This is a genomic window from Streptomyces sp. MK7, from assembly GCF_032658145.1.
GTDB lineage: Bacteria > Actinomycetota > Actinomycetes > Streptomycetales > Streptomycetaceae > Streptomyces > Streptomyces spiralis.
Map to the genome: position 1 here is coordinate 21,564 of NZ_JAVACL010000018.1, position 19,812 is coordinate 41,375.

Consider the following 19,812-nt stretch of genomic DNA (forward strand, 5'->3'; position numbering starts at 1 on the left):
CGGGCGGTCGATCTCGCGCCGAGGGTCGGGGCGGGCGGCCGGAGTCCGGTCACCCGCCCCGGCTGGTTCACAGCTGCGAGAGTTCGTCCACCAGGTCGTCCAGGCCCAGCGACCCCTGGGACAGGGCCGCCATGTGCCAGGCCTTCGCGTCGAACGCGTCGCCGTGCCGCTTCCTGGCGTTCTCGCGGCCGAGCAGCCAGGCCCGCTCGCCCAGCTTGTAGCCGATCGCCTGGCCGGGCATCGACAGATAGCGGATCAGCTCGCTCGCCACGAAGTCCCGCGGACGGCTGCTGTGCGCGCCGAAGAACTCCTGCGCCAGTTCCGGCGTCCAGCGCTCACCGGGGTGGAACGGCGAGTCCGCCGGGATGTCCAGCTCCAGGTGCATGCCGATGTCGATGATGACGCGGACCGCCCGCATCATCTGCGCGTCCAGGTAGCCCAGCCGGCGCTCCGGGTCGGTGAGGAACCCGAGTTCGTCCATCAGGCGTTCCGCGTACAGGGCCCAGCCCTCGGCGTTGGCGCTGACGATGCCCACCGTCGCCTGGTAGCGCGAGAGGTTCTCCGCCACGTGCGCCCACTGGGCGAGCTGCAGGTGGTGGCCGGGGACGCCTTCGTGGTACCAGGTCGAGACCAGGTCGTACGCCGGGAACCGGGTCTGTCCCATGGTCGGCAGCCAGGTGCGGCCCGGCCGCGAGAAGTCGGCGGACGGCGGAGTGTAGTAGGGGGCCGCGGCGCCGCCGGGCGGGGCGATGCGCGACTCCACCCGCCGCACCCGCTCGGCGAGTTCGAAGTGGGTGCCGTCCAGCGCGTCGATCGCCTCGTCCATCAGGCCCTGCAGCCAGGTGCGGACCTCGTCCACACCCTCGATGTGCGCGCCGTGGGTGTCGAGATGCGCGAGCGCCACCCACGGGGTCCCGGCGCCCGGCAGGACCTTGTCGGCCTCCTTCTTCATCTCGGCGAGCAGCCGGTGGAACTCCGACCAGCCGTACGCGTAGGCCTCGTCGAGGTCCAGGTCCGTGCCGTTGAAGTAGCGCGAGAAGCGGGCGTAGCGCTCGCGGCCGACCGTGTCCGGGGTGCCCTCGATCGTCGGCGCGTACACGTCGCGCATCCAGTCGCGCAGCTCGACGATGGCCGCGGTCGCCGCCCGGGCGGCCTCGTCGAGTTCGCCGCGCAGGGACTCGGGACCGGCGGCGGCGAAGTCCTCGAACCACCCGCGGCCCTGACCGTTCGTGTCCGACCACTCGGTGAGCTGCTCGACGAAGGTCCGGGTCGGCCGGGGGCCCGCGTACAGCTTGCGCTCCAGGCCGAGGGCCAGGGACTCGCGGTAGCCGCGCAGCGCGGCCGGTACGGCGCGCAGCCGCTCGGCGACCGCCGCCCAGTCCTCGTCGGTGTCGGTGGGGGTGATCGTGAAGACTTCGCGTACCGAGTGCACGGGGCTGTGGATGTTGCTCACCGCGCGCAGACCCTCGTCGGCGTCGTGCACGGCGAGTTCCGCGGTGAGCCGCTCGCGCAGCAGGCGCGCGCACCGGCGCTCGATGTCACTGTCCGCGCCGGGCCGGCGTTCGGCCTCGTCCAGGCGGGCCAGCGTGGTGCGCGCCAGCTCCGCCAGCGCCTCCTGGCCCGCGGGCGAGGTGTCGGGCAGCCTGCTCGAACTCTCCTTCACGCCGAGGAAGGTGCCGGTGATCGGGTCGAGGGCGATGAGTTCGTCGACGTAGGCGTCGGCGACCTGACGGGGGAGCGCGCTGTTGGTCTCTGACATGGCGACCATCCTCGTACGAGGAGGCGCCTCGCGTCAGCCCGGTTTACCGGCCTCCGGTGTCGTGTCCGCGCCCGGCGGCAGCAGGGGCCCGCAGTCCCACTGCTGGAAGATCAGCCGGGTCTCCACCCGGGCCACCTCCCGCCGTGCCGTGAACTCGTCCAGCACCAGTCGCTGCAGATCCGCCATGTCCGCGACCGCGACATGGACGAGGTAGTCGTCCGGCCCGGTCAGATGGAACACGGACAGGGACTCCGGCAGGGCCCGGATCCGCTCCACGAACGGGCCCACCAACTCCCGCCGGTGCGGCCTGACCTGCACCGACAGCAGTGCCTGAAGGCCCCGGCCCAGCTTGGCGGGGTCGAGCCGGAGGCGATGGCCGAGGATGACGCCCGAGCGGCGCAGCCGGGTCACCCGGTCCAGGCAGGTCGACGGCGCCACCCCGACCTGTGCGGCGAGATCCCGGTAGGTGATCCGGGCGTCGTTCTGCAACAGCCGCAGCAGATGGAGATCCACCGCGTCCAGTTCGACGGTATCAGCCATACGCCGAACGTTACACGGAGTTCACGGCCAGATCCTCGATCGTTGTTCACCCTTCGGCCATGGACACGCCCTTCGACTCCGCGCGCACCACCGCGTACGACGACGTACGCACCACCGCACCCAGAGCACTGGCCACCGAGGCCGTGCACGCCGGCCGGGACGACCTCGCCCGCCAGGGACTGCACGCCCCGCCGATCGACCTGTCCACCACCTATCCCTCCTACGACAGCCGGGCCGAGGCCGCCCGCATCGACGCCTTCGCCGGCGACGGCGCCGAACTCGACGGCCCGCCCGTCTACGGGCGGCTCGGCAACCCGACCGTCGCCCGCTTCGAGACCGCCCTGGCCCGGCTGGAGGGCACCGAGGCTGCGGTCGCGTTCGCCAGCGGCATGGCCGCGCTCAGCGCCGTCCTCCTCGTCCGGTCCGCCATGGGCCTGCGCCACGTCGTGGCCGTACGCCCCCTGTACGGCTGCAGCGACCACCTGCTCACCGCCGGGCTGCTGGGCACCGAGGTGACCTGGACCGACCCGGCGGGCATCGCCGACGCGCTGCGCCCGGACACCGGGCTGGTGATGGTGGAGTCCCCGGCCAACCCGACGCTGGCCGAGGTGGATCTGCGGGCCGTCGCCCACGCCTGCGGCTCGGCGCCGCTGCTGGCCGACAACACCTTCGCCACGCCCGTGCTCCAGCGCCCGGCCGAGCAGGGTGCCCGGCTGGTGCTGCACAGTGCCACCAAGTACCTCGGGGGGCACGGGGACGTCATGGCCGGCGTGGTGGCGTGCGACGAGGAACTCGCCGGGCGGCTGCGGCAGGTGCGCTTCGCCACCGGCGGTGTCCTGCACCCGCTCGCGGGGTATCTGCTGCTGCGCGGCCTGTCCACGCTGCCGGTGCGGGTGCGGGCCGCCTCCGCGACCGCCGCGGACCTGGCGGCCCGGCTGGCCGCCGACCCGCGCGTGGCCCGTGTGCACTATCCGCGCATCGGCGGCGCGATGGTCGCCTTCGAGGTGCACGGCGACCCGCACGCGGTCATCGGAGGCGTGCGTCTGATCACTCCGGCCGTCAGCCTCGGCAGCGTCGACACGCTGATCCAGCACCCGGCCTCCATCAGCCACCGCATCGTGGACGCCGAGGACCGGCGCGGCGCCGGTGTCAGCGACCGGCTGCTGCGCATGTCGGTCGGCCTGGAGGACGTCGAGGACCTGTGGGCCGACCTGGACGCGGCCCTGCAGGAACCGCGGCCGGAGTCGCCCGAGGTGAAGGGGCTGCACGAGGCGATGAGCTGACCGCACACCGTACGCCGCCCGGAGCGATGAGCTGACCGCACACCGTACGCCGCCCGGAGCGATGAGCTGACCGCACACCGTACGCCGTCCGGCGCGATGAGCCGACCGCACACCTGCACACCACCCGGCCGGGACCAGTGGTGCCGGCCGGTGGCTCGGGGTCGGGCGTGCGGGGTCAGTCGCGCAGGGCGGGGCCGTCGTACTTCTCCCGCCGGCCGGCGTACGGCAACCGGCAGGACGCCGGGGCGGTGTCCAGGCGGGCGGTGATCACCAGGGTGCCCTCCTCGATCTGGTAGTCCAGCGGCAGGCCCAGGCCGCGCATGGCGGCGACCATCCCGGTGTTCGACGCCTGCGTCACGGCGTACACGCTCGCGCAGCCCGCCTCCACGGCCATGCCCACCAGCCGGCCCAGCAGCTCGGCGCCGATGCCGCGCCGCTGCCAGTCGTCCTCGACCAGGAGCGCGACCTCGGTCTCGTCGCCGTCCCACAGCAGATGGCCGAGGCCGATGATCCGCCCCGACGCGGTCTGTGCGGCGAGCGTGCGCCCGAAGCGCGGGCTGAGCAGGTGGTTCAGATAGCGGTCGGCGTCACGGACCGGCCCGTGGTAGCGCAGGCCGAGCGTCCGCGCCGAGCATCGCTCGTGCATCTGCCGGGCGGCCCTGAGATCGCTCGTGTCGGCCCGGCGCACGGTGATCGCCTCGCCCTCGGGCAGCGTCAGCACGTCCTGGCTGCGCGGGATGCGCGGTCCGAGCCGGGAGTCCAGTTCCACCAGCGCGCGGGCCCGTGCGAACTCGGTCGGCGTGAAGGGCAGATACGGCCGCTCCACGGTGATCACTCCGCCTTCCGGCGCCCGCAGCCGCAGCACCGTGTCCTCCAGCACCCCCTCGGCCGGGACCTCCTCGGGACCCCGGTCGCCGCCCGCCGGCCGGGCCGGCAGCGAACGGATGGTGCACCGGCCCAGCAACTGCCGCAGAGCCAGCGGGAGTTCCGCCGCGTCCAGCGCGGTACGGGTGGCCAGGCCCAGGACCCGCGTCGGCGCGTCCACCAGGTCGTGCGTGTCGGCCCGCTCGATCCAGGTGTCCGCGCCGCCCGCGGACGCGACCGCCCGGGTGATCTGCGACGCCTCGGTCCGGCCCGGGGCGCGCAGCAGGAACTCGTCCACCGTGCCCTCGGCCAGCGGATGCGTCTGCAGGCTCAGGATGTCCACCTGCCGGGCGGCCAGCGCCGCACAGAGCGCGGCCAGCGACCCCGGCTCGTCCCGCACCGTCGTCCGCATCCGCCACAGCGCGCTCACCGTCGGAACCTCGTCCCGCTCCACCGCACAGGCGCCGGAGGGCCCGGCCTGCCGCCCTTCGGAGGCGAGCGGCCGGGCACCGGTATCGTCCGCCGGGGGCGCGTGCCCGTGGCGCCGTGCCCACCAGGTGTGGAACGTCGCCGTCGCGAGCAGCGCCAGCGCCGAGATCAGCAACAGGGCCGGTCCGTCGGGCCCGTGACCGATCAGGTTCGCCACGCCGTCCGCCACCGCGACGGCCGTGAACAGCGCGGCCAGTTCCACCACGTCCCGCCGCCAGTGGTGCACCGGGCGGCCATGCCTTCTCCGCGTCACATCAGACATGTCTCGAGTCATGCAACCACTGTGGAGGACAGGTGTTGCGCGATCGCGAACGCTCCGTGTCGTCCGGGTAAAGCGATGATTCGCACCTTTTGTCGCTGATTCAATTGGTGTGGTGTTCCTGCCGGCCGCCGCCGTGAGGGGACCGGCCGACGGCGCACGTCATGTCATGCGCCCACCTCCACCGGCATGAGCGCGCCGCGCAGCCGGCGGGCCTCCCTGACCGGACGCGAGGTGCCGCGCCGGTCCGCCGTGCGCGCCGGCTGGGGCAGCTCGCCCCGTGCCCCCGACTGCTCGTCGCAATCGGCCGCGACCGCCGGTAGATCCCCGGCCCGCGTATCGGTCCGGTGGGGCCGTCGGTCGCGAGATCGGCCGGCAGGACCGGCAGCGCGCGGCTGAGCAGGGCCGGGAGGCGTCCAACTGCCCGCGTGAGACCGGGAACAGCTTGGGAAAGACCGTGGGGGCGGCCACTGACAGTCACCGTGATCCGCGCAAACGCTGTTCTCGGGGCCGGTTGGAGGCCCGCTCGGGGACCGGGCCGCGCCCCGGGGGATGACGCCGGAGCGCGGCACGGACGAAGAGCCTACGGGAATTACTGCCCGACCCGGCCCGGCTGGAGCACCTGGGTGAAGAGCACGCTGCCGTCCTGCTCGCGCAGCCGGACCGTCAGCTCGCCGCTGTCGCCGTCGATGTCGACCTCGCCGAAGAACTGGTAGCCCTCGGCGGGCGAGACGTTGGACGCGGTCGGCGCCTTGACGAACACCCGGTCCGGGCCGAACGTCCCGTCGAGCGCGCTGGCCGGGAAGGCGCCCGCGTTGAGCGGACCGGAGACGAACTCCCAGAACGGCTCGAAGTCCTTGAAGGCCGCCCGTGACGGGTCGTAGTGCTGGGCCGAGGTGTGGTGGACGTCCGCCGTCAGCCACACCGTGCCGGTGATCCGGCGGTGCTTGACGAACCGCAGCAGCTCGGCGATCTGCAGCTCCCGGCCGAGCGGCGCGCCGGGGTCGTCCTGGGCGACGGCCTCGAAGTTCGGCCTGCCCTCGACGCCGTCGGGCACGACCAGGCCGAGCGGCATGTCGGCGGCGATGACCTTCCACACCGCCCGGGACCGGGTCAGCTCCCGCTTGAGCCACTCCAGTTGCTCACGGCCGAGGATGCCCTGCGGGTCGGTCGTCTGGTCGTCGGGGGAGTTGGCGTTGCGGTAGGTACGCATGTCGAGCACGAACACGTCGAGCAGCGGACCGTGGTGGTGGACCCGGTAGATCCGCCCGTCCGGGCGGCCGCTGATCGTGGAGATGGGGAAGTACTCGGAGAACGCCCGGCGGGCGCGCAGCGCCAGATCGTCGAGCTTCGTGCCGGCCGGGTAGGGGGTGCCGGTGCCGATGACCTCGCCCGGATACCAGTTGTTGCGGACCTCGTGGTCGTCCCACTGGACGATGTTCGGCACCTGCGCGTTGAACCGGCGCAGCGCCGCGTCGAGCAGGTTGTAGCGGAAGTTGCCCCGGTAGTCGGCCAGGGAGACGGCGACGTGCGACTTCTCCTCGGTGGTGACGTTGTGGTAGAGGCTGCCGTCCGGGAGCTTGGCGGTGGCCTGGATGGGGCCGTCGGCGTAGATGTTGTCGCCGCTGCACAGGAAGAAGTCCGGGTCCAGCTTCGCCATGGCGTCGAAGATCCGGTAGCCGCCGATCGACTCGTTGATGCCCCAGCCCTGACCGGCCAGGTCGCCGGACCAGACGAACCGCACGCCCTGACGGCGGCGCGCGGCCGCCGTGCGGAAGGTGCCGTACGCCGGCTCGCCGGTGCGGCGCGGGTCGTCCGGGTCGGCGAGGACCGCGCGGTAGTGGATCTGCTCGCCCGCGGGCAGCCCGTGCAACCGGGCCGTGCCCGTGAAGTCGGTGTCCGCGCCGAGCAGCGGGCCGTGCCATTTGCGCGGGGCGCGGAACGACTCGGTCGCGGAGGTCTCGACGATCATCCGGGCCGGGCGGTCCGCGCGCACCCACACCAGACCCGAGTCGGAGGTCACGTCTCCCGCCTGCACGCCCCAGTCCGCCCGGGGGCGGCCGGACAGGGCGAGCGCCGGCGCCGCGCCGAGCGCGCCGGGCAGGGTCAGGGCCGCCGACGCGGCCAGCGAGCCGCGCAGGACGCCGCGGCGGCCGGGGAACGGACGGTGGGACATGGATACGCCTCCAGGGGACGGGATCCGGCCAGTGTTCGGTGCCACACCTACTGGTGCGGTGCGGCGCGCACGGAAACCGCGAGTGAACAACCGCCCGCCACCGCAACGGAACCGCCGCACGCACGGCCGCCGGCACGGGGGACGCTCACCCGCCGACCGCCTCCCGCATCAGCCGTACGCCCTCGTAGATCCGCGCCGGCGACAGGTGCGCGTACCCCAGGACCAGCCGTACGCCGCCGCCCGCCGCCTCCGTGGCGTCCTCCACGGCCCGGCCGCCGGCACGCGCGTGCGTGTACGCCGCCAGCGTGCGCACCGCGACCCCGGCCGCGCCCGCGCGCGCGAGGAACCGGTCCTGCGGTCCGTACCGTCCCGGCAGGTCGGCGATCAGGTGCAGGCCCGCGGCGATCCCGGACAGCCGGGCACCGGGGAAGTGCTCCCGAAGGGCGGCGACGAGCGCGTCCCGGCGTTCCCGGTAGGCGCGCTGGCAGCGGCGCAGTTGCCGGTCGTAGTCGCCCCGTTCGACGAAGTGCGCGAACAACGCCTGTTCGACGGTCGGATGACCGAGGTCCATGGTCCGCTTGCGCTCGACGACGTCGTCGGCCAGCGAGTCGGGCACGATCATCCAGCCCAGCCGGAGCCCTGGGGCGAGGGACTTGCTGACCGACCCCGCGTAGACCACGTGCTCCGGGTCGAGGCCCTGGAGGGCGCCCACGGGGGCGCGGTCGTAGCGGAAGTCGCCGTCGTAGTCGTCCTCGAGGACGACCCCGTCCACCGACCGTGCCCAGTCCAGCAGTTCGGCGCGCCGGCGGGCGGAGCAGGCGATGCCGGTCGGAAACTGGTGGGCCGGCGTGGTCACCACGGCCCGTACACCGGACCGGCGCAGCGGCCCGAGGTCCGGGCCCTCGGCGTCCAGCGGAAGCGGAACGGTGCCGATGCCGGCCGACGCGTACAGGGCGCTGTGCTGGGGGCTGCCCGGGTCTTCCACGCCGACGGTGCGTATCCCGCGCGCGTGCAGCACGAAACCGAGCAGCGTCGTCGCCTGCGTCACCCCGGAGACGACCACGATCCGCTCCGGGTCCGCGACCACGCCCCGGCGGCGGGCGAGCAGTTCGGCCAGCGCGGTACGCAGCCGGGGCAGCCCGCGCGGGTCGGGATAGCCGAGGTCGTGGTGCGGGAGGTCGGCGAGCACGGAGCGGTGCGCGGCCGACCAGGCGGCCCGCGGGAACAGCGACAGGTCGGGTGTGCCCGGCACGAAGCCCACACGGGCACCGGGGGAGCGGGGGGCGAGGTCCCGCGCGCGCGGGTGCGCCGCCCGCACGGCGCCGCCCACCCATGTCCCCGCGCCCCGCCCGCTGCGCAGATAACCCTCCGTCACCAGCTGTTCGTACGCCTCCGTGATCAGCCCCCGCGACACGCCGAGGTCCGCCGCGAGGTCCCGGCTGGAGGGCAGCCGGGTGCCCGGAGCCAGCCGGCCCGAACGGACGGCCTCACGCAGTGCGGCCTGCAGCGAGCGGCCACGCGCGCGTGCCGGTGCGGACGCGGCCGGCAGCAGCAGTTCCCAGGCGGCGGAGCCGGCCGTCCCGCCCGGATTGGTCCCCGATGACGTCATGGAAATGGACCTTAAAACGGGCCGCCGTGCTCCGTAGCGTCGCCGGCATGAACGCCACCGCCTCGCGCGGCGCGCTGCTCGCCGCGCTCGCCTGTGTCCTCGTCGGAGGGTCCTTCACCGCCAACAGCGTCCTCGGCCACTACCCGTACGCCGGCGGCCAGTTCCTGCGCTACGGACTGGCCTGTCTGCTGCTCCTGCCCCTGGCCCGGCGGGGCTCGGCCGGGCGGCTGCGCCGGCTGGGCCCTCGGCAGTGGGTCCGGCTCGCGCTGCTCGCGGCGGTGGGCATGGTCGGCTTCAACCTGGCGGTGCTGGCCGCCGAGCGCACCGCGGAACCGGCGGTGCCGGGGGTCTTCGTCGGCTGTGCCCCCGTGGTCGTGGCGGTCCTCGTGCCGCTCCTGGACGGGCGGCGGCCGCGACGGGTCGTCCTGTACGGGGCGTGGCTGGTGGCCGCCGGGGCGTTCACCGTGCAGGGCTGGGGCCGCACCGACGGCACCGGCATCGCCTTCTCCGCGTGCGCGCTGGCCGGTGAGGTCGGCTTCGCGGTCCTCGCCACCCCCGTGCTGCGCCCGCTCGGGCCGCGGCTGCTGTCCGCCGTGGTGTGCGGTGTCGCGTCCCTGGAGGCGGCGGTCGCGGGGATCTGCCTCGACGGCGCCGCCTGGCTCCGGCGTCCCGGCACGGGCGAGGCCGTCGCGCTGCTGTGGCAGGCCGCGGTCGTCACCGTCGTCGGCTTCGTGTGCTGGTACATGGGCATGCAGCGGATCGGCGCCGAGCGCGCCACGCTCTTCTCCGGGCTGATCCCGGTCGCGGCCGCCTGCACCGCGCCGCTCGTCGGCACCGGCTCCTACGGGGTCGCCCAAGCCGTCGGCAGCGCCCTGGTGGGCACGGGAGTCGCCCTGGGCTCGGGGGCGTTGGAGCGTGCCGGTCGGCGGTCAGCGGCTGCCGTCGAGGAGTACGCGTGCGACGAGCGCCGGGTCGTCGTTCATCGGGACGTGTCCGCAGCCGGGCAGCCGCACCAGCCGGGCGCGCGGGATCATCCGCTTGGCGCGCACTCCCTGCCGGCGGACCAGCAGCCGGTCCTTGGTGCCCCAGGCCACGGTCACCGGTATCCCGGTGACGTCGTCGGTGAACTGGACGCCGACGCCCGCGCGCAGGGTCTGCTCGAAGCCGGTGGCCTGCGCCAGGGCGAGCGTCTCGGCGACCACGGCCTCGGGTGAACGACGGCCGGGCCGCGCGTAGATGGTGCTCGTCAGGACCGTACGCCCGGCAGTCGTCCGCGCCAGCTGTTCGACCAGCGGCAGCGGTGTGCGCCGCGCGGTGGCGCGCATCGCCCGCAGCACACCGAAGGCGTAGCGCCGCTCGGCCTGCGTCCAGAAGCCGGCCGGGGAGAGGGCCGTGACGGACCGTACGAGCTTCTCGCGGCCCAGCTCCAGGGCCAGCAGGCCGCCCAGGGAGTTGCCGGCCACATGGGGGCGGTCGATCTCCAGGGCCTCGCACAGCGCGCCCAGCGCGGCGTTCATCGTCGGCAGGTCGTGACGCAGCCCCTCGGGCAGGGCCGGAGAGGCGCCGAAACCGGGCAGGTCCACGCTGATCACGTCGCGTTCGGCCGCCAGGAGGTGGACCACCGGGTCCCAGGCCTGCCGGTGGTGACCGATGCCGTGCAGCAGGAGCAGCGGCTCGCCGCTGCCCACGCGCGCGTAGGACAGGGTCACGGTCCGCGGGCCGTGCGGGGAGGGGACCTCGAAGGAGACGGTGGCGGCCATGGGGGCTCCTCGGTGGGTGAATCGTCGGCGACGCCGGGTAGACAGCTTGTCAGCAATTGCTACCGACCGGTAGCCCCGGGAGGAGCCTTTCTCGCCGCCGTCCTGGGCGGCCCGTCGGGCAGCGTCGCCCCGCACACGGTGTCCGTCTGGACGCGGCCACGCGTGTCGGCCGGGATGGGTGCGGTGACCACCGAAACGGAGACAGACCTCTTCGAAGAGCACCGTCCCGCCCTCATGGGCGTGGCCTACCGCATGCTCGGGCGGGTGGCGGACGCGGAGGACGTGGTCCAGGAGGCCTGGCTGCGCTGGTCCGGTGCCGACCGGGCCGCGGTGCGAGAGCCACGGGCCTGCCTCGTGCGCGTGACCACGCAGGCCCGACAGCGTCCTCCAGGTGGACGTCGCCGGCGGGCACATCCATGCCGTCTACATCATCCGCAACCCGGACAAGCTCCGGCTCCTGGCCGCCGCCTGAGGCACCCGGCCGCGATCACCCACGCGGAAGCGCCCGCCCGTACGGCTGGGGCTTCGCCGTGATGTCACCGTTGCCACCCACGCACGCCTGTGCGAACGCCGTGTGAACCCTGTGCGGCGCGCCGGCCGTGCGTCGGCACCCGGCCGAGGATTGGTATTGACCAAGGGTGGGGGCGGCCCTATGGTCGCAGATAAGTACAACAACCTTTAATAAACAAGGGCGCTAAAAGCCGCCGGACCAGGGCGATCGCGGAGGACAGGGTGGGGACCACGCAGCTGGAATCGGTGCCGGAGCCGAAGTACTGGCACCTGAAGACCGTGCTCAGTGAGGCACTGGACTCCGAGTTCTCGGTCGGCGAGATCCTGCCCAACGAGCGGGAACTGGCCGCCCGCTTCGGCGTCGCCCGGGCCACGCTCCGCCAGGCCCTGGAACAGCTGGAGCTCGAGGGCCGGCTGCAGCGCCGCCGCGGTGTCGGCACGACCGTCGCGCCGCCGCGCGTGGGAGTGGCCGTCGGCACCGAGGAACAGGCCTGGCCGGGCGCGGCCGGTGACGCGTGGCACCCCGTGGACTGCGCGGAGGCGGTGCCGCCGGCGGCCGTCGCCGACGCCCTGGAGACCGGCCGCGACGAGCCCGTGCACACCGTGCGCCGCTCCCGGATGAGCCACGGCCAGCCGGTCGCGGCCGAGCTGCTGTACATCCCGGCGTCGTCGGTGCCCGATCTGACCGCGATCGACGCGCCGTCCGGCCCGGCACGCGCGCGTGCCGTGCTGCGCGAGCTGCACCACCTGGACCTGGAGGGCCAGGACCGCGCCGTCGAACTCGGCTCCGCCCGCGCGGACGACGCCAAGGAGCTGGACCGGCTGCCCGGCGCGCCCGTCCTCGTCGTCACGACGCGCTTCCTCGCCGGGGGCCGCACCGCCGCCCTCTCCGTGGCCACCTACCGCGCCGACACCTGCCGGCTGACCTTCAAGGACTCCGGCGGAGTGGAGATCGACCACGGTCCGGAGCGCCGCGCCTCGTGACCATCGCCGGCTGAGAACCGCCGCGCCGGGCGCCTTGGGGGCGGCGCTCGGCGGCGGGCCGTCACAGTGCCAAGCTCGGCGGCGGGCCGTCACGGTGCCAAGCTCGGCGGCGGGTCGTCACCGTGCCCTCCACCGCGAACAACTGCTCCTCCACGTGGTCGAGGGCGAGCCGCAGGGCGCCCGTCGCCACGGCCGCCTCGCCGAGCATCGACAGGGTGACCTCCGGCGTCCGCAGGCAGTAGCGCGCCAGCTCGCGGCGCAGCGGCTCCAGGACACCGTCCAGACCGGCCGCCCAGCCGCCGATGACCACCAGCTCCGGATCCAGCGCCAGCACCAGCGCCGCCACGTCGTGGACGAGCCGCTGGATGAAGCGGTCCACGGCCTCCAGGGCCCGCCGGTCGCCCTCGCGGGCCAGCGCGAACACCGCCGCCACCGCCCGCTCGTCCAGCGGGTGCAGGGGCTGGTCCGTGGTCGACAGCAGCGTCTCCGGGGTCTCCTCGCGGCCCAGCAGGTGCAACGCGCCGATCTCACCGGCCGCGCCGCCGAACCCGCGGTGCAGCCGGCCACCGATCAGCGAACCCGCGCCCGGGCTCAGCCCGGCCAGCACGAAGACCACGTCGTCGGACTCGGTGGCCGCGCCCTTCCAGTGCTCGGCGACCGCCGCCGCGTTGGCGTCGTTCTCGACCAGCACCGGGCACTTGAAGGAGCGGCTCAGCCGTTCGCCCAGGTGCAGCCCCGTCCACCCGGGCAGCGCGGTGCCCAGCCGTACGATGCCGCCCGCCTCGACGATCCCCGGTGTGCCGACCCCCACGGCCCGCAGGGAGCTGCGCGGGACACCGGCACGGCGCAGCAGCTCGGCGACCGCGGTGCGCAACCGCTCCAGGCGCTCGTCCGCGTCGGCCGTCTCGTCCACGTCCTTCGCCTGGGCGCCGAGCACCCGGCCGTCCAGGTCGGACAGCAGAGCGGCGACCCGGTGGGCGCCGATCTCCAGGCCGAGCAGATGCCCGGCCTCGGCCCGGAACCGGAACCGCCGTGCGGGCCGTCCCTGACGCCGGGTGGCCCCCTCCTCGGCCGCCGTCTCGACGACCAGGCCCGCACCGACGAGGTCCTCGACGACGCCCTCGACCGTCGGCCGGGACAGCCCGGTCACCCGGGTGATCTCCGTGAGCGTCGCGCAGTCCGTGGCACGCAGCGCGTGCAGCACCACCGCGGAATTGATCCTTCGCAGCAGCGAGGGATCCCCGCCGGTAAGCCGCCCCACCGTCCGTCCTCCCAGCTCGTGCGCGTGTTGGCCGGATCGTACTCGGCACGGCCCGGACCAGCGAGCGCCGGGACGCCGAGGCGCCCATGCGGGCGCGGCGCGCCTCGGCCGGCGCTCGGCCCCCGGGTTCGCACCGCCACCCGGTCCCCCGGTCGCTGGTGTCGGGCCGCGTGTGCGGGTCTGTGCTGGATCGGTCGAGGTCGCCGGGCCCGCGCGTGCGGGTGTGTGCCTTTTGGCCGTCAGGCCGTGGTCCCGGCGCGCCTTTCTGCACGTCTCTGCCGTCCGCGGTCCCGACACGCCGCCCTGGGGTGCCCGCACCGCCCGGTTCTGACGCGCCGCCAATTGTCAGTGGCGGCGGGTTTACTGGGAGCCATGGACATCGCGAAGGCTCTCGCCGTGATCGACCGTCTGTGTACCGGGGCGTTCCCCGCCGAGCAGGTCAGGACGGACGTCGGCACGGCCGGACCCGGCTACTCGATAGCCGAGTTGGAGACGAGCGACGGCTTCTGGGAGGACGACGGCACCCTGCGGGAGGAGACGGAGGAGCAGTACGAGTGCGACCGCACCGGGCTGGGGGAGCGGCTGACGGAGCGTTGGGGACAGCCCCGGGAGTTCAGCCTCTACAGCGTGCTCCACCGGACGGTGGAGGGGGAGGACCTGCCGGAGCCGTGGGCCTCGCTGAGCGGGCATGTGCCGGACGTCCGGTTGTGGAGGGCGCAGGAGGCGGGCCGGTGGATAGCCCTCGGTGTCTCCCAGTGGGACAGGGAGCTGCCGTTCCAGCTGCTCGCGGTCGTCACCGACACGGACCCGCCATGACCGCGCGGAAGGCCCCGGCCGGCCCGGAGTTCCGGTCGGCACTAGGGGGTCTCCGCCGCCGCCCGCAGTCGTGCGAACTCCTCCGCCATCGTCTCGGCGGTCCAGTGCGCGTTCAGCCCGCTCGGATTGGGCAGGACCCACACCCGTGTGGCACCGATCGTCCCTTCCTGACGCCCCACTTGGGCCTTGCGGTCGCCGAAGGCCGCCCGGTACGCGGTGACGCCGACCACGGCGAGCCACCGAGGCCGCAGCCGCGCCACCTTCAGGGCCAGCAGCCGTCCGCCCTCCCGGTACTCCTCCGCCGACAGTTCGTCGGCGCGTGCCGTGGGCCGGGCCACCACGTTCGTGATGCCGAGCCCGTACGACAGCAGTTCGTCCTGTTCCGAGGGGTTCAGCCGCCTCGGCGTGAACCCCGACCGGTGCAGCACCGGCCAGAACCGGTTCCCGGGCCGCGCGAAGTGATGTCCCGTCGCGGCCGTCATCAGACCGGGATTGATACCGCAGAACAGCACCCTCAGGCCGTCCGCGACCACGTCCGGTACCAGGCGGTCGCGGGCGGCCTCGAGGTCTGCCGGGGTGAAGCGGGTCAGAGGATGGCTCCCGGGGTGTAGGCCGCGGCCTCCGGGTGCTGCTTGACGATCTCCTCGATGCGGCCGACGACCGTGCCGACCTGTTCGGCGGCCGCGCCGGTGAAGGACAGCTTGTCGGCCATCAGGGCCTCCAGACGCGCGCGGTCGAGCGGGAGGCGGTCGTCCGTGGCCAGCTTGTCGAGCAGCTCGTTGCGCTCGGCGCCCTGCTCGCGCATCGCGAGTGCGGTGGCGACGGCGTTCTCCTTGATCGCCTCGTGGGCGACCTCGCGGCCGACACCGGCCCGCACGGCGCCCATCAGCACCTTCGTCGTCGCCAGGAACGGAAGATAGCGGTCCAGCTCCCGGGCGATCACCGCGGGGAAGGCGCCGAACTCGTCGAGCACCGTCAGGAACGTCTCCAGCAGGCCGTCCAGCGCGAAGAACGCGTCCGGGAGGGCCACTCGGCGCACCACCGAGCAGGACACGTCGCCCTCGTTCCACTGGTCGCCCGCCAGCTCGCCGGTCATCGAGGCGTAGCCGCGCAGGATCACCATCAGGCCGTTGACGCGCTCACAGGACCGCGTGTTCATCTTGTGCGGCATCGCCGACGAGCCGACCTGGCCCGGCTTGAAGCCCTCGGTGACCAGCTCGTGCCCGGCCATCAGGCGGATCGTCCTGGCCAGCGAGGAGGGGGCCGCCGCCAGCTGCACCAGCGCGGTGACGACCTCGTAGTCCAGGGAGCGCGGGTAGACCTGGCCGACGGAGGTGAAGGCCTGCGAGAAGCCCAGGTGCCGCGCGATCCGCCCCTCCAGCTCGGCGAGCTTGGCCGCGTCCCCGCCCAGCAGGTCCAGCATGTCCTGCGCGGTGCCGACCGGGCCCTTGATGCCGCGCAGCGGGTAGCGGCCCAGCAGCTCCTCGACCCGTCCGTACGCCACCAGCAGCTCGTCGGCCGCGGTGGCGAACCGCTTGCCGAGGGTGGTGGCCTGCGCCGCCACGTTGTGGGAGCGGCCGGCCATGACCAGCTCGCCGTACTCCCCGGCCAGCTTGCCCAGGCGCGCCAGCACGGCCACCGTGCGGTCGCGCATCAGCTCCAGCGAGAGCCGGATCTGCAGCTGCTCGACGTTCTCCGTCAGGTCGCGGGAGGTCATGCCCTTGTGCACGTGCTCGTGCCCGGCGAGAGCGTTGAACTCCTCGATCCGCGCCTTCACGTCGTGCCGCGTGACCTTCTCGCGCTCGGCGATGGAGGCCAGGTCGACGGTGTCGAGGACGCGCTCGTAGTCGGCGATCGCCGCGTCCGGCACCTCGATCCCGAGGTCCTTCTGGGCGCGCAGCACGGCGAGCCAGAGCTGCCGCTCCAGCCTCACCTTCTGCTCGGGCGACCAGAGCGTGGCGAGCTCGGCGGAGGCGTAGCGTCCGGCGAGGACGTTCGGGATACGGGGCTTTGCGGGCGCAGCAGTCACGTGCACCGATTCTACTGGCGATTCATGCAGGCCAGCGCCACGGGGGTGTTCGTCGGAAGCTACGAGAGCTCGGCTTCGGCCGCCGGTCGCGCCAGGCCGCCCACATAGGGCAGCAGCTCGGGCCGCTTCGGCGGGCGGCCGTCGCCGGAGGAGCGGCCGGTCAGGCGGCGGCCTATCCAGGGCAGCAGGTGCTGCCGGGCGAAGCGGGCGTCCGCGACCCGGCGGGTGATCCAGCCCGGCGGCGCGGTCGCGGGCATCGGCGTACGCCACTCGGGGTCCTCGGGCTCGTAGCCGAGCGCCTGCCACACGGCCTCCGCGACCCGGCGGTGACCCTCGGCCGTCAGGTGCAGACGGTCCACGTCCCACAGCCGCGGGTCGCCCAGCGAGGGCGCGCCGTACAGGTCGACGACCACGGCCCCGTGCTTCTCGGCGAGCTCGTCGATGCAGGCGTACAGCGCCTCCATGCGCGGCCGGAAGCGCTCCAGGACCGGTCCCTGCCGGCCGGGGCTGCGCATCAGCACCAACTGCCCGCACGACGGCGCCAGCCGTTCCACGGCCTCCGTCAGCAGGCCCCGCACCCTGCCCATGTCGCACTTGGGCCGCAGGGTGTCGTTGAGCCCGCCCACCAGCGTCACCACGTCGGCCCGCATGGCCGCCGCGACCTCGATCTGCTCGTCGACGATCTGCCTGATGAGCTTTCCGCGCACGGCGAGGTTGGCGTACCGGAAGCCGGGCGTGCGGGCGGCCATCCGTGCCGCCAGGAGGTCGGCCCAGCCCCGGTAGGAGCCGTCGGGCAGCAGGTCCGACATGCCCTCGGTGAACGAGTCGCCGACCGCGACCAGGCTGGTGTGTGTGGGTTTCGTCTGCATGGCGTGAGCGATCGTATCCCGTGATCCCACACGCATACCAAGCGGTCGGTTCAGCTACGGCCGGCCCCGCTCCGCGCCTCGCGCACTCGGAGCCGTGTCACACGGGTCGACCGAACCGCTCCCGTCACGCCGGCTGGCCGAACAGCTCCCGCAGCACGTCCTCCATCGTCACCAGGCCGGCCAGCCGGCCGTCCGCGCCCAGCACGGCCGCCAGATGCGTGCGGCTGCCCCGCATCGCGGTGAGCACGTCGTCCAGCGGCGTCCCCTCCCGGACCCGGGCGATGGGACGCATGTCCCGCAGCCGGAACGGCTCGGTGCTCGGCGAGGCGTCCAGCGCGTCCTTCACATGCAGATAGCCGATGATCCGGCGCTGCTCGTCCACCACGGGGAAGCGGGAGAACCCGGACTCGGCCGACAGCCGCTCCAGCTGCTCCGGGGTGACCCCGAGGCGCGCGTAGACGACCCGCTGCAGCGGGAGCACGACGTCGCGCACGGGCCGGCTGCCGAGCTCCAGGGCGTCGTGCAGCCGCTCCTGCGCACGGTCGTCGATGAGGCCGGCCTGGCTGGCGTCCTTGACGATCTCGGCCAGCTCCCGGTCCGTGAAGGTCGCCGAGACCTCGTTCTTGGCCTCCACCCGCAACAGCTTGAGCAGGGCGTTCGCGAACGTGTTCACCGTGAAGATCACCGGGCGCAGCGCCCGGGACAGCGCGACCAGCGGCGGGCCGAGCAGCAGCGCGCTGCGCACCGGCTCGGCGAGCGCGACGTTCTTCGGCACCATCTCGCCCAGCAGCATGTGCAGATACGTCGCCAGTGCCAGCGCGATCACGAACGACACCGCGTGCCCCGCGCTCACCGGCACGCCCACCGCGTGGAACACCGGCTCCAGCAGATGCGCGATCGCGGGCTCGGCGACCACACCGAGGACCAGCGTGCACAGGGTGATGCCGAGCTGTGCCGCCGCGAGCAGCGCGGACACGTGCTCCAGGCCCCACAGCACGCTCCTCGCCCGCCGGTCGCCCTCCTCGGCGTACGGTTCGACCTGGCTGCGGCGCACCGAGATCAGCGCGAACTCGGCCCCCACGAAGAAGGCGTTGACGACCAGGGTCGCCAGACCGATCAGAATCTGTACGGCGGTCACCGGCCGGCCCTCTTTCGGTCGCTCAGGTGCCGGTCGTGCCGCAGGGACGGCTCGGTCTCGTCGTCGAGGGGCGCGTGCAGCAGCACGCGGGCGGCGCGGCGTCCGCTCGAGTCGACCACCTCCAGCCGCCAGCCGGCGACGTGCAGCACGTCGCCGGTCTCCGGGATGCGGCCCAGCTCGGTGGCGACGAGACCGGCGAGCGTCTCGTACGGGCCCTCCGGGGCCCGCAGTCCGACGCGCGCCAGCTGGTCGACGCGGGCGGAGCCGTCGGCCGAGTACAGGCCGCGGCCCTCCGCGTCGGCGCCCGCCGGGGCGAGGTCGGGTGTCTCGTGCGGGTCGTGTTCGTCGCGGACCTCGCCGACGACCTCCTCGACGATGTCCTCCAGCGTGGCCACGCCGGCCGTGCCTCCGTACTCGTCGATGACGACCGCCATCGTGCGCCTGCCCGAGAGCCGGTCGAGGAGCCGGTCGACGGTCAGCGACTCGGGGACGAACAGCGGCTCGCGCATGATCTCCGAGACCTTCAGGCGCATCCGCCGATGGGCGGGCACGGCCAGTACGTCCTTGACGTGGGCGGTGCCCACCACCGCGTCGAGGCTGCCGCGGTAGACCGGGAAGCGGGACAGTCCGGTCGCCCGTGTCACATTCGCCACGTCCTCGCAGGTGGCCTGCGCGTCCAGGGCGACGACCTGGACGCGTGGCGTCATCACGTTCTCCGCGGTCAGGTCGGCGAGGTTGAGCGTGCGCACGAACAGCTCGGCCGTGTCGGGCTCCAGGGCGCCCTCCTTGGCGGAGTGCTGGGCCAGCGCCGCCAGCTCCTGGGGGCCGCGCGCGGAGGCGAGCTCCTCGGCGGGCTCCACACCGAGCCGGCGCACCACACGGTTCGCCGTGTTGTTGAGATGGGTGATGAAAGGGCGGAAGGCGGCGCTGAACCAGCGCTGAGGGTTGCCCACCCGCCGGGCCACCGCCAGCGGCGAGGAGATCGCCCAGTTCTTGGGCACCAGTTCGCCGACCACCATCAGGAACACCGTCGACAGTGCCGTGCCCAGCACCAGCGCCAGCGAGGTCGCCGTGGATCTCGATATGCCCAGCTTCTGGAGCGGTCCCGCGATGAGCACGGCGATCGAGGGCTCGGCGAGCATGCCGACCACCAGGTTGGTGACGGTGATGCCGAGCTGGGCCCCGGAGAGCTGGAACGTCAGGTTCCGGACGGCCTTGAGGGCACCTGGAGCGCCCCGCTCACCGCGCTCGGCCGCACGCTCCAGGGCACTGCGCTCGACCGTGGTCAGCGAGAACTCGGCGGCCACGAAGGCGCCGCAGGTCACGCACAGCAGCACGGATACGAACAGCAGGAGCACTTCGGTCATCGGGTCACCCCCCTCTCATCCTCGGGCAGGAACAGGGGGATCGCGCGGCGGTGGGGCCGCGTACTGGGAGGCTCGCCCATGGGCGGACGCTCACAACCT

The 19,812-nt window shown here is 73.5% G+C and carries 15 protein-coding genes and 2 pseudogenes; 5 read left to right on the forward strand and 12 right to left on the reverse strand.

The window, feature by feature from the left end:
• Positions 1 to 67: 67 nt before the first annotated feature.
• Both R2S09_RS20545 and R2S09_RS20550 read right to left on the reverse strand, forming a co-directional pair.
• On the reverse strand, positions 68 to 1,759 hold the full coding sequence (locus tag R2S09_RS20545) for a DUF885 domain-containing protein (RefSeq protein WP_316742509.1): 1,692 nt from the start codon (positions 1,757 to 1,759) through the stop codon (positions 68 to 70).
• Positions 1,760 to 1,792: 33 nt separating this feature from the next.
• The gene (locus R2S09_RS20550) at positions 1,793 to 2,299 is read right to left on the reverse strand and encodes an Lrp/AsnC family transcriptional regulator (RefSeq protein ID WP_316742511.1); all 507 of its coding nucleotides are present in this window, start codon (positions 2,297 to 2,299) and stop codon (positions 1,793 to 1,795) included.
• A gap of 59 nt (positions 2,300 to 2,358) precedes the next feature.
• On the opposite strand from R2S09_RS20550, the gene R2S09_RS20555 reads away from it, so the two are divergent.
• Positions 2,359 to 3,582 (forward strand): PLP-dependent transferase, encoded by a 1,224-nt coding sequence (locus R2S09_RS20555; protein WP_316742512.1) that lies wholly within the window; start codon positions 2,359 to 2,361, stop codon positions 3,580 to 3,582.
• A 175-nt stretch (positions 3,583 to 3,757) separates the two neighbouring features.
• Here R2S09_RS20555 and R2S09_RS20560 read toward each other — a convergent pair whose 3' ends face one another.
• The 3 genes from R2S09_RS20560 to R2S09_RS20570 form a co-directional block, all read right to left on the reverse strand.
• The gene (locus R2S09_RS20560; protein ID WP_316742514.1) at positions 3,758 to 5,197 is read right to left on the reverse strand and encodes a GNAT family N-acetyltransferase; all 1,440 of its coding nucleotides are present in this window, start codon (positions 5,195 to 5,197) and stop codon (positions 3,758 to 3,760) included.
• Between the two features lie 589 nt (positions 5,198 to 5,786).
• On the reverse strand, positions 5,787 to 7,370 hold the full coding sequence (locus R2S09_RS20565; protein WP_316742516.1) for an alkaline phosphatase D family protein: 1,584 nt from the start codon (positions 7,368 to 7,370) through the stop codon (positions 5,787 to 5,789).
• Between the two features lie 145 nt (positions 7,371 to 7,515).
• Complete coding sequence (locus R2S09_RS20570; RefSeq protein ID WP_316742517.1) at positions 7,516 to 8,979, reverse strand: PLP-dependent aminotransferase family protein; 1,464 nt, start codon at positions 8,977 to 8,979, stop codon at positions 7,516 to 7,518.
• Positions 8,980 to 9,026: 47 nt separating this feature from the next.
• Between R2S09_RS20570 and R2S09_RS20575 the strand changes: the two are divergent.
• Positions 9,027 to 9,863: pseudogene (locus tag R2S09_RS20575) on the forward strand (EamA family transporter); the annotation flags it as partial.
• A gap of 45 nt (positions 9,864 to 9,908) precedes the next feature.
• Here R2S09_RS20575 and R2S09_RS20580 read toward each other — a convergent pair.
• Complete coding sequence (locus tag R2S09_RS20580; protein ID WP_316742519.1) at positions 9,909 to 10,739, reverse strand: alpha/beta fold hydrolase; 831 nt, start codon at positions 10,737 to 10,739, stop codon at positions 9,909 to 9,911.
• A gap of 183 nt (positions 10,740 to 10,922) precedes the next feature.
• On the opposite strand from R2S09_RS20580, the pseudogene R2S09_RS20585 reads away from it, so the two are divergent.
• Positions 10,923 to 11,111 (forward strand): annotated as a pseudogene (locus R2S09_RS20585) (sigma factor); the annotation flags it as partial.
• Positions 11,112 to 11,471: 360 nt separating this feature from the next.
• Positions 11,472 to 12,233 carry a GntR family transcriptional regulator gene (locus R2S09_RS20590; protein WP_306185581.1) on the forward strand — a complete coding sequence of 254 codons (762 nt, stop codon included), beginning with the start codon at positions 11,472 to 11,474 and terminating at the stop codon, positions 12,231 to 12,233.
• Between the two features lie 61 nt (positions 12,234 to 12,294).
• Here R2S09_RS20590 and R2S09_RS20595 read toward each other — a convergent pair whose 3' ends face one another.
• Positions 12,295 to 13,494 (reverse strand): ROK family transcriptional regulator, encoded by a 1,200-nt coding sequence (locus R2S09_RS20595; RefSeq protein WP_316742521.1) that lies wholly within the window; start codon positions 13,492 to 13,494, stop codon positions 12,295 to 12,297.
• 372 nt (positions 13,495 to 13,866) lie between these two features.
• On the opposite strand from R2S09_RS20595, the gene R2S09_RS20600 reads away from it, so the two are divergent.
• Positions 13,867 to 14,310, forward strand: a complete 444-nt coding sequence (locus tag R2S09_RS20600; RefSeq protein ID WP_306185577.1) for a hypothetical protein — start codon at positions 13,867 to 13,869, stop codon at positions 14,308 to 14,310.
• A gap of 41 nt (positions 14,311 to 14,351) precedes the next feature.
• Here R2S09_RS20600 and mug read toward each other — a convergent pair whose 3' ends face one another.
• The 5 genes from mug to R2S09_RS20625 form a co-directional block, all read right to left on the reverse strand.
• Positions 14,352 to 14,900, reverse strand: coding sequence for a G/U mismatch-specific DNA glycosylase (gene mug / locus R2S09_RS20605; protein ID WP_316742616.1), 549 nt, complete (start codon positions 14,898 to 14,900; stop codon positions 14,352 to 14,354).
• The gene (gene purB, locus R2S09_RS20610) at positions 14,897 to 16,339 is read right to left on the reverse strand and encodes an adenylosuccinate lyase (protein ID WP_316742523.1); all 1,443 of its coding nucleotides are present in this window, start codon (positions 16,337 to 16,339) and stop codon (positions 14,897 to 14,899) included. The genes mug and purB overlap by 4 nt, the downstream gene beginning before the upstream one ends.
• 59 nt (positions 16,340 to 16,398) lie before the next feature.
• Positions 16,399 to 17,208 (reverse strand): SGNH/GDSL hydrolase family protein, encoded by an 810-nt coding sequence (locus R2S09_RS20615; RefSeq protein WP_306185573.1) that lies wholly within the window; start codon positions 17,206 to 17,208, stop codon positions 16,399 to 16,401.
• A 124-nt stretch (positions 17,209 to 17,332) separates the two neighbouring features.
• On the reverse strand, positions 17,333 to 18,346 hold the full coding sequence (locus tag R2S09_RS20620; RefSeq protein ID WP_316742525.1) for a hemolysin family protein: 1,014 nt from the start codon (positions 18,344 to 18,346) through the stop codon (positions 17,333 to 17,335).
• Positions 18,343 to 19,713, reverse strand: coding sequence for a hemolysin family protein (locus R2S09_RS20625; RefSeq protein ID WP_306185570.1), 1,371 nt, complete (start codon positions 19,711 to 19,713; stop codon positions 18,343 to 18,345). The genes R2S09_RS20620 and R2S09_RS20625 overlap by 4 nt, the downstream gene beginning before the upstream one ends.
• Positions 19,714 to 19,812: the final 99 nt, after the last annotated feature.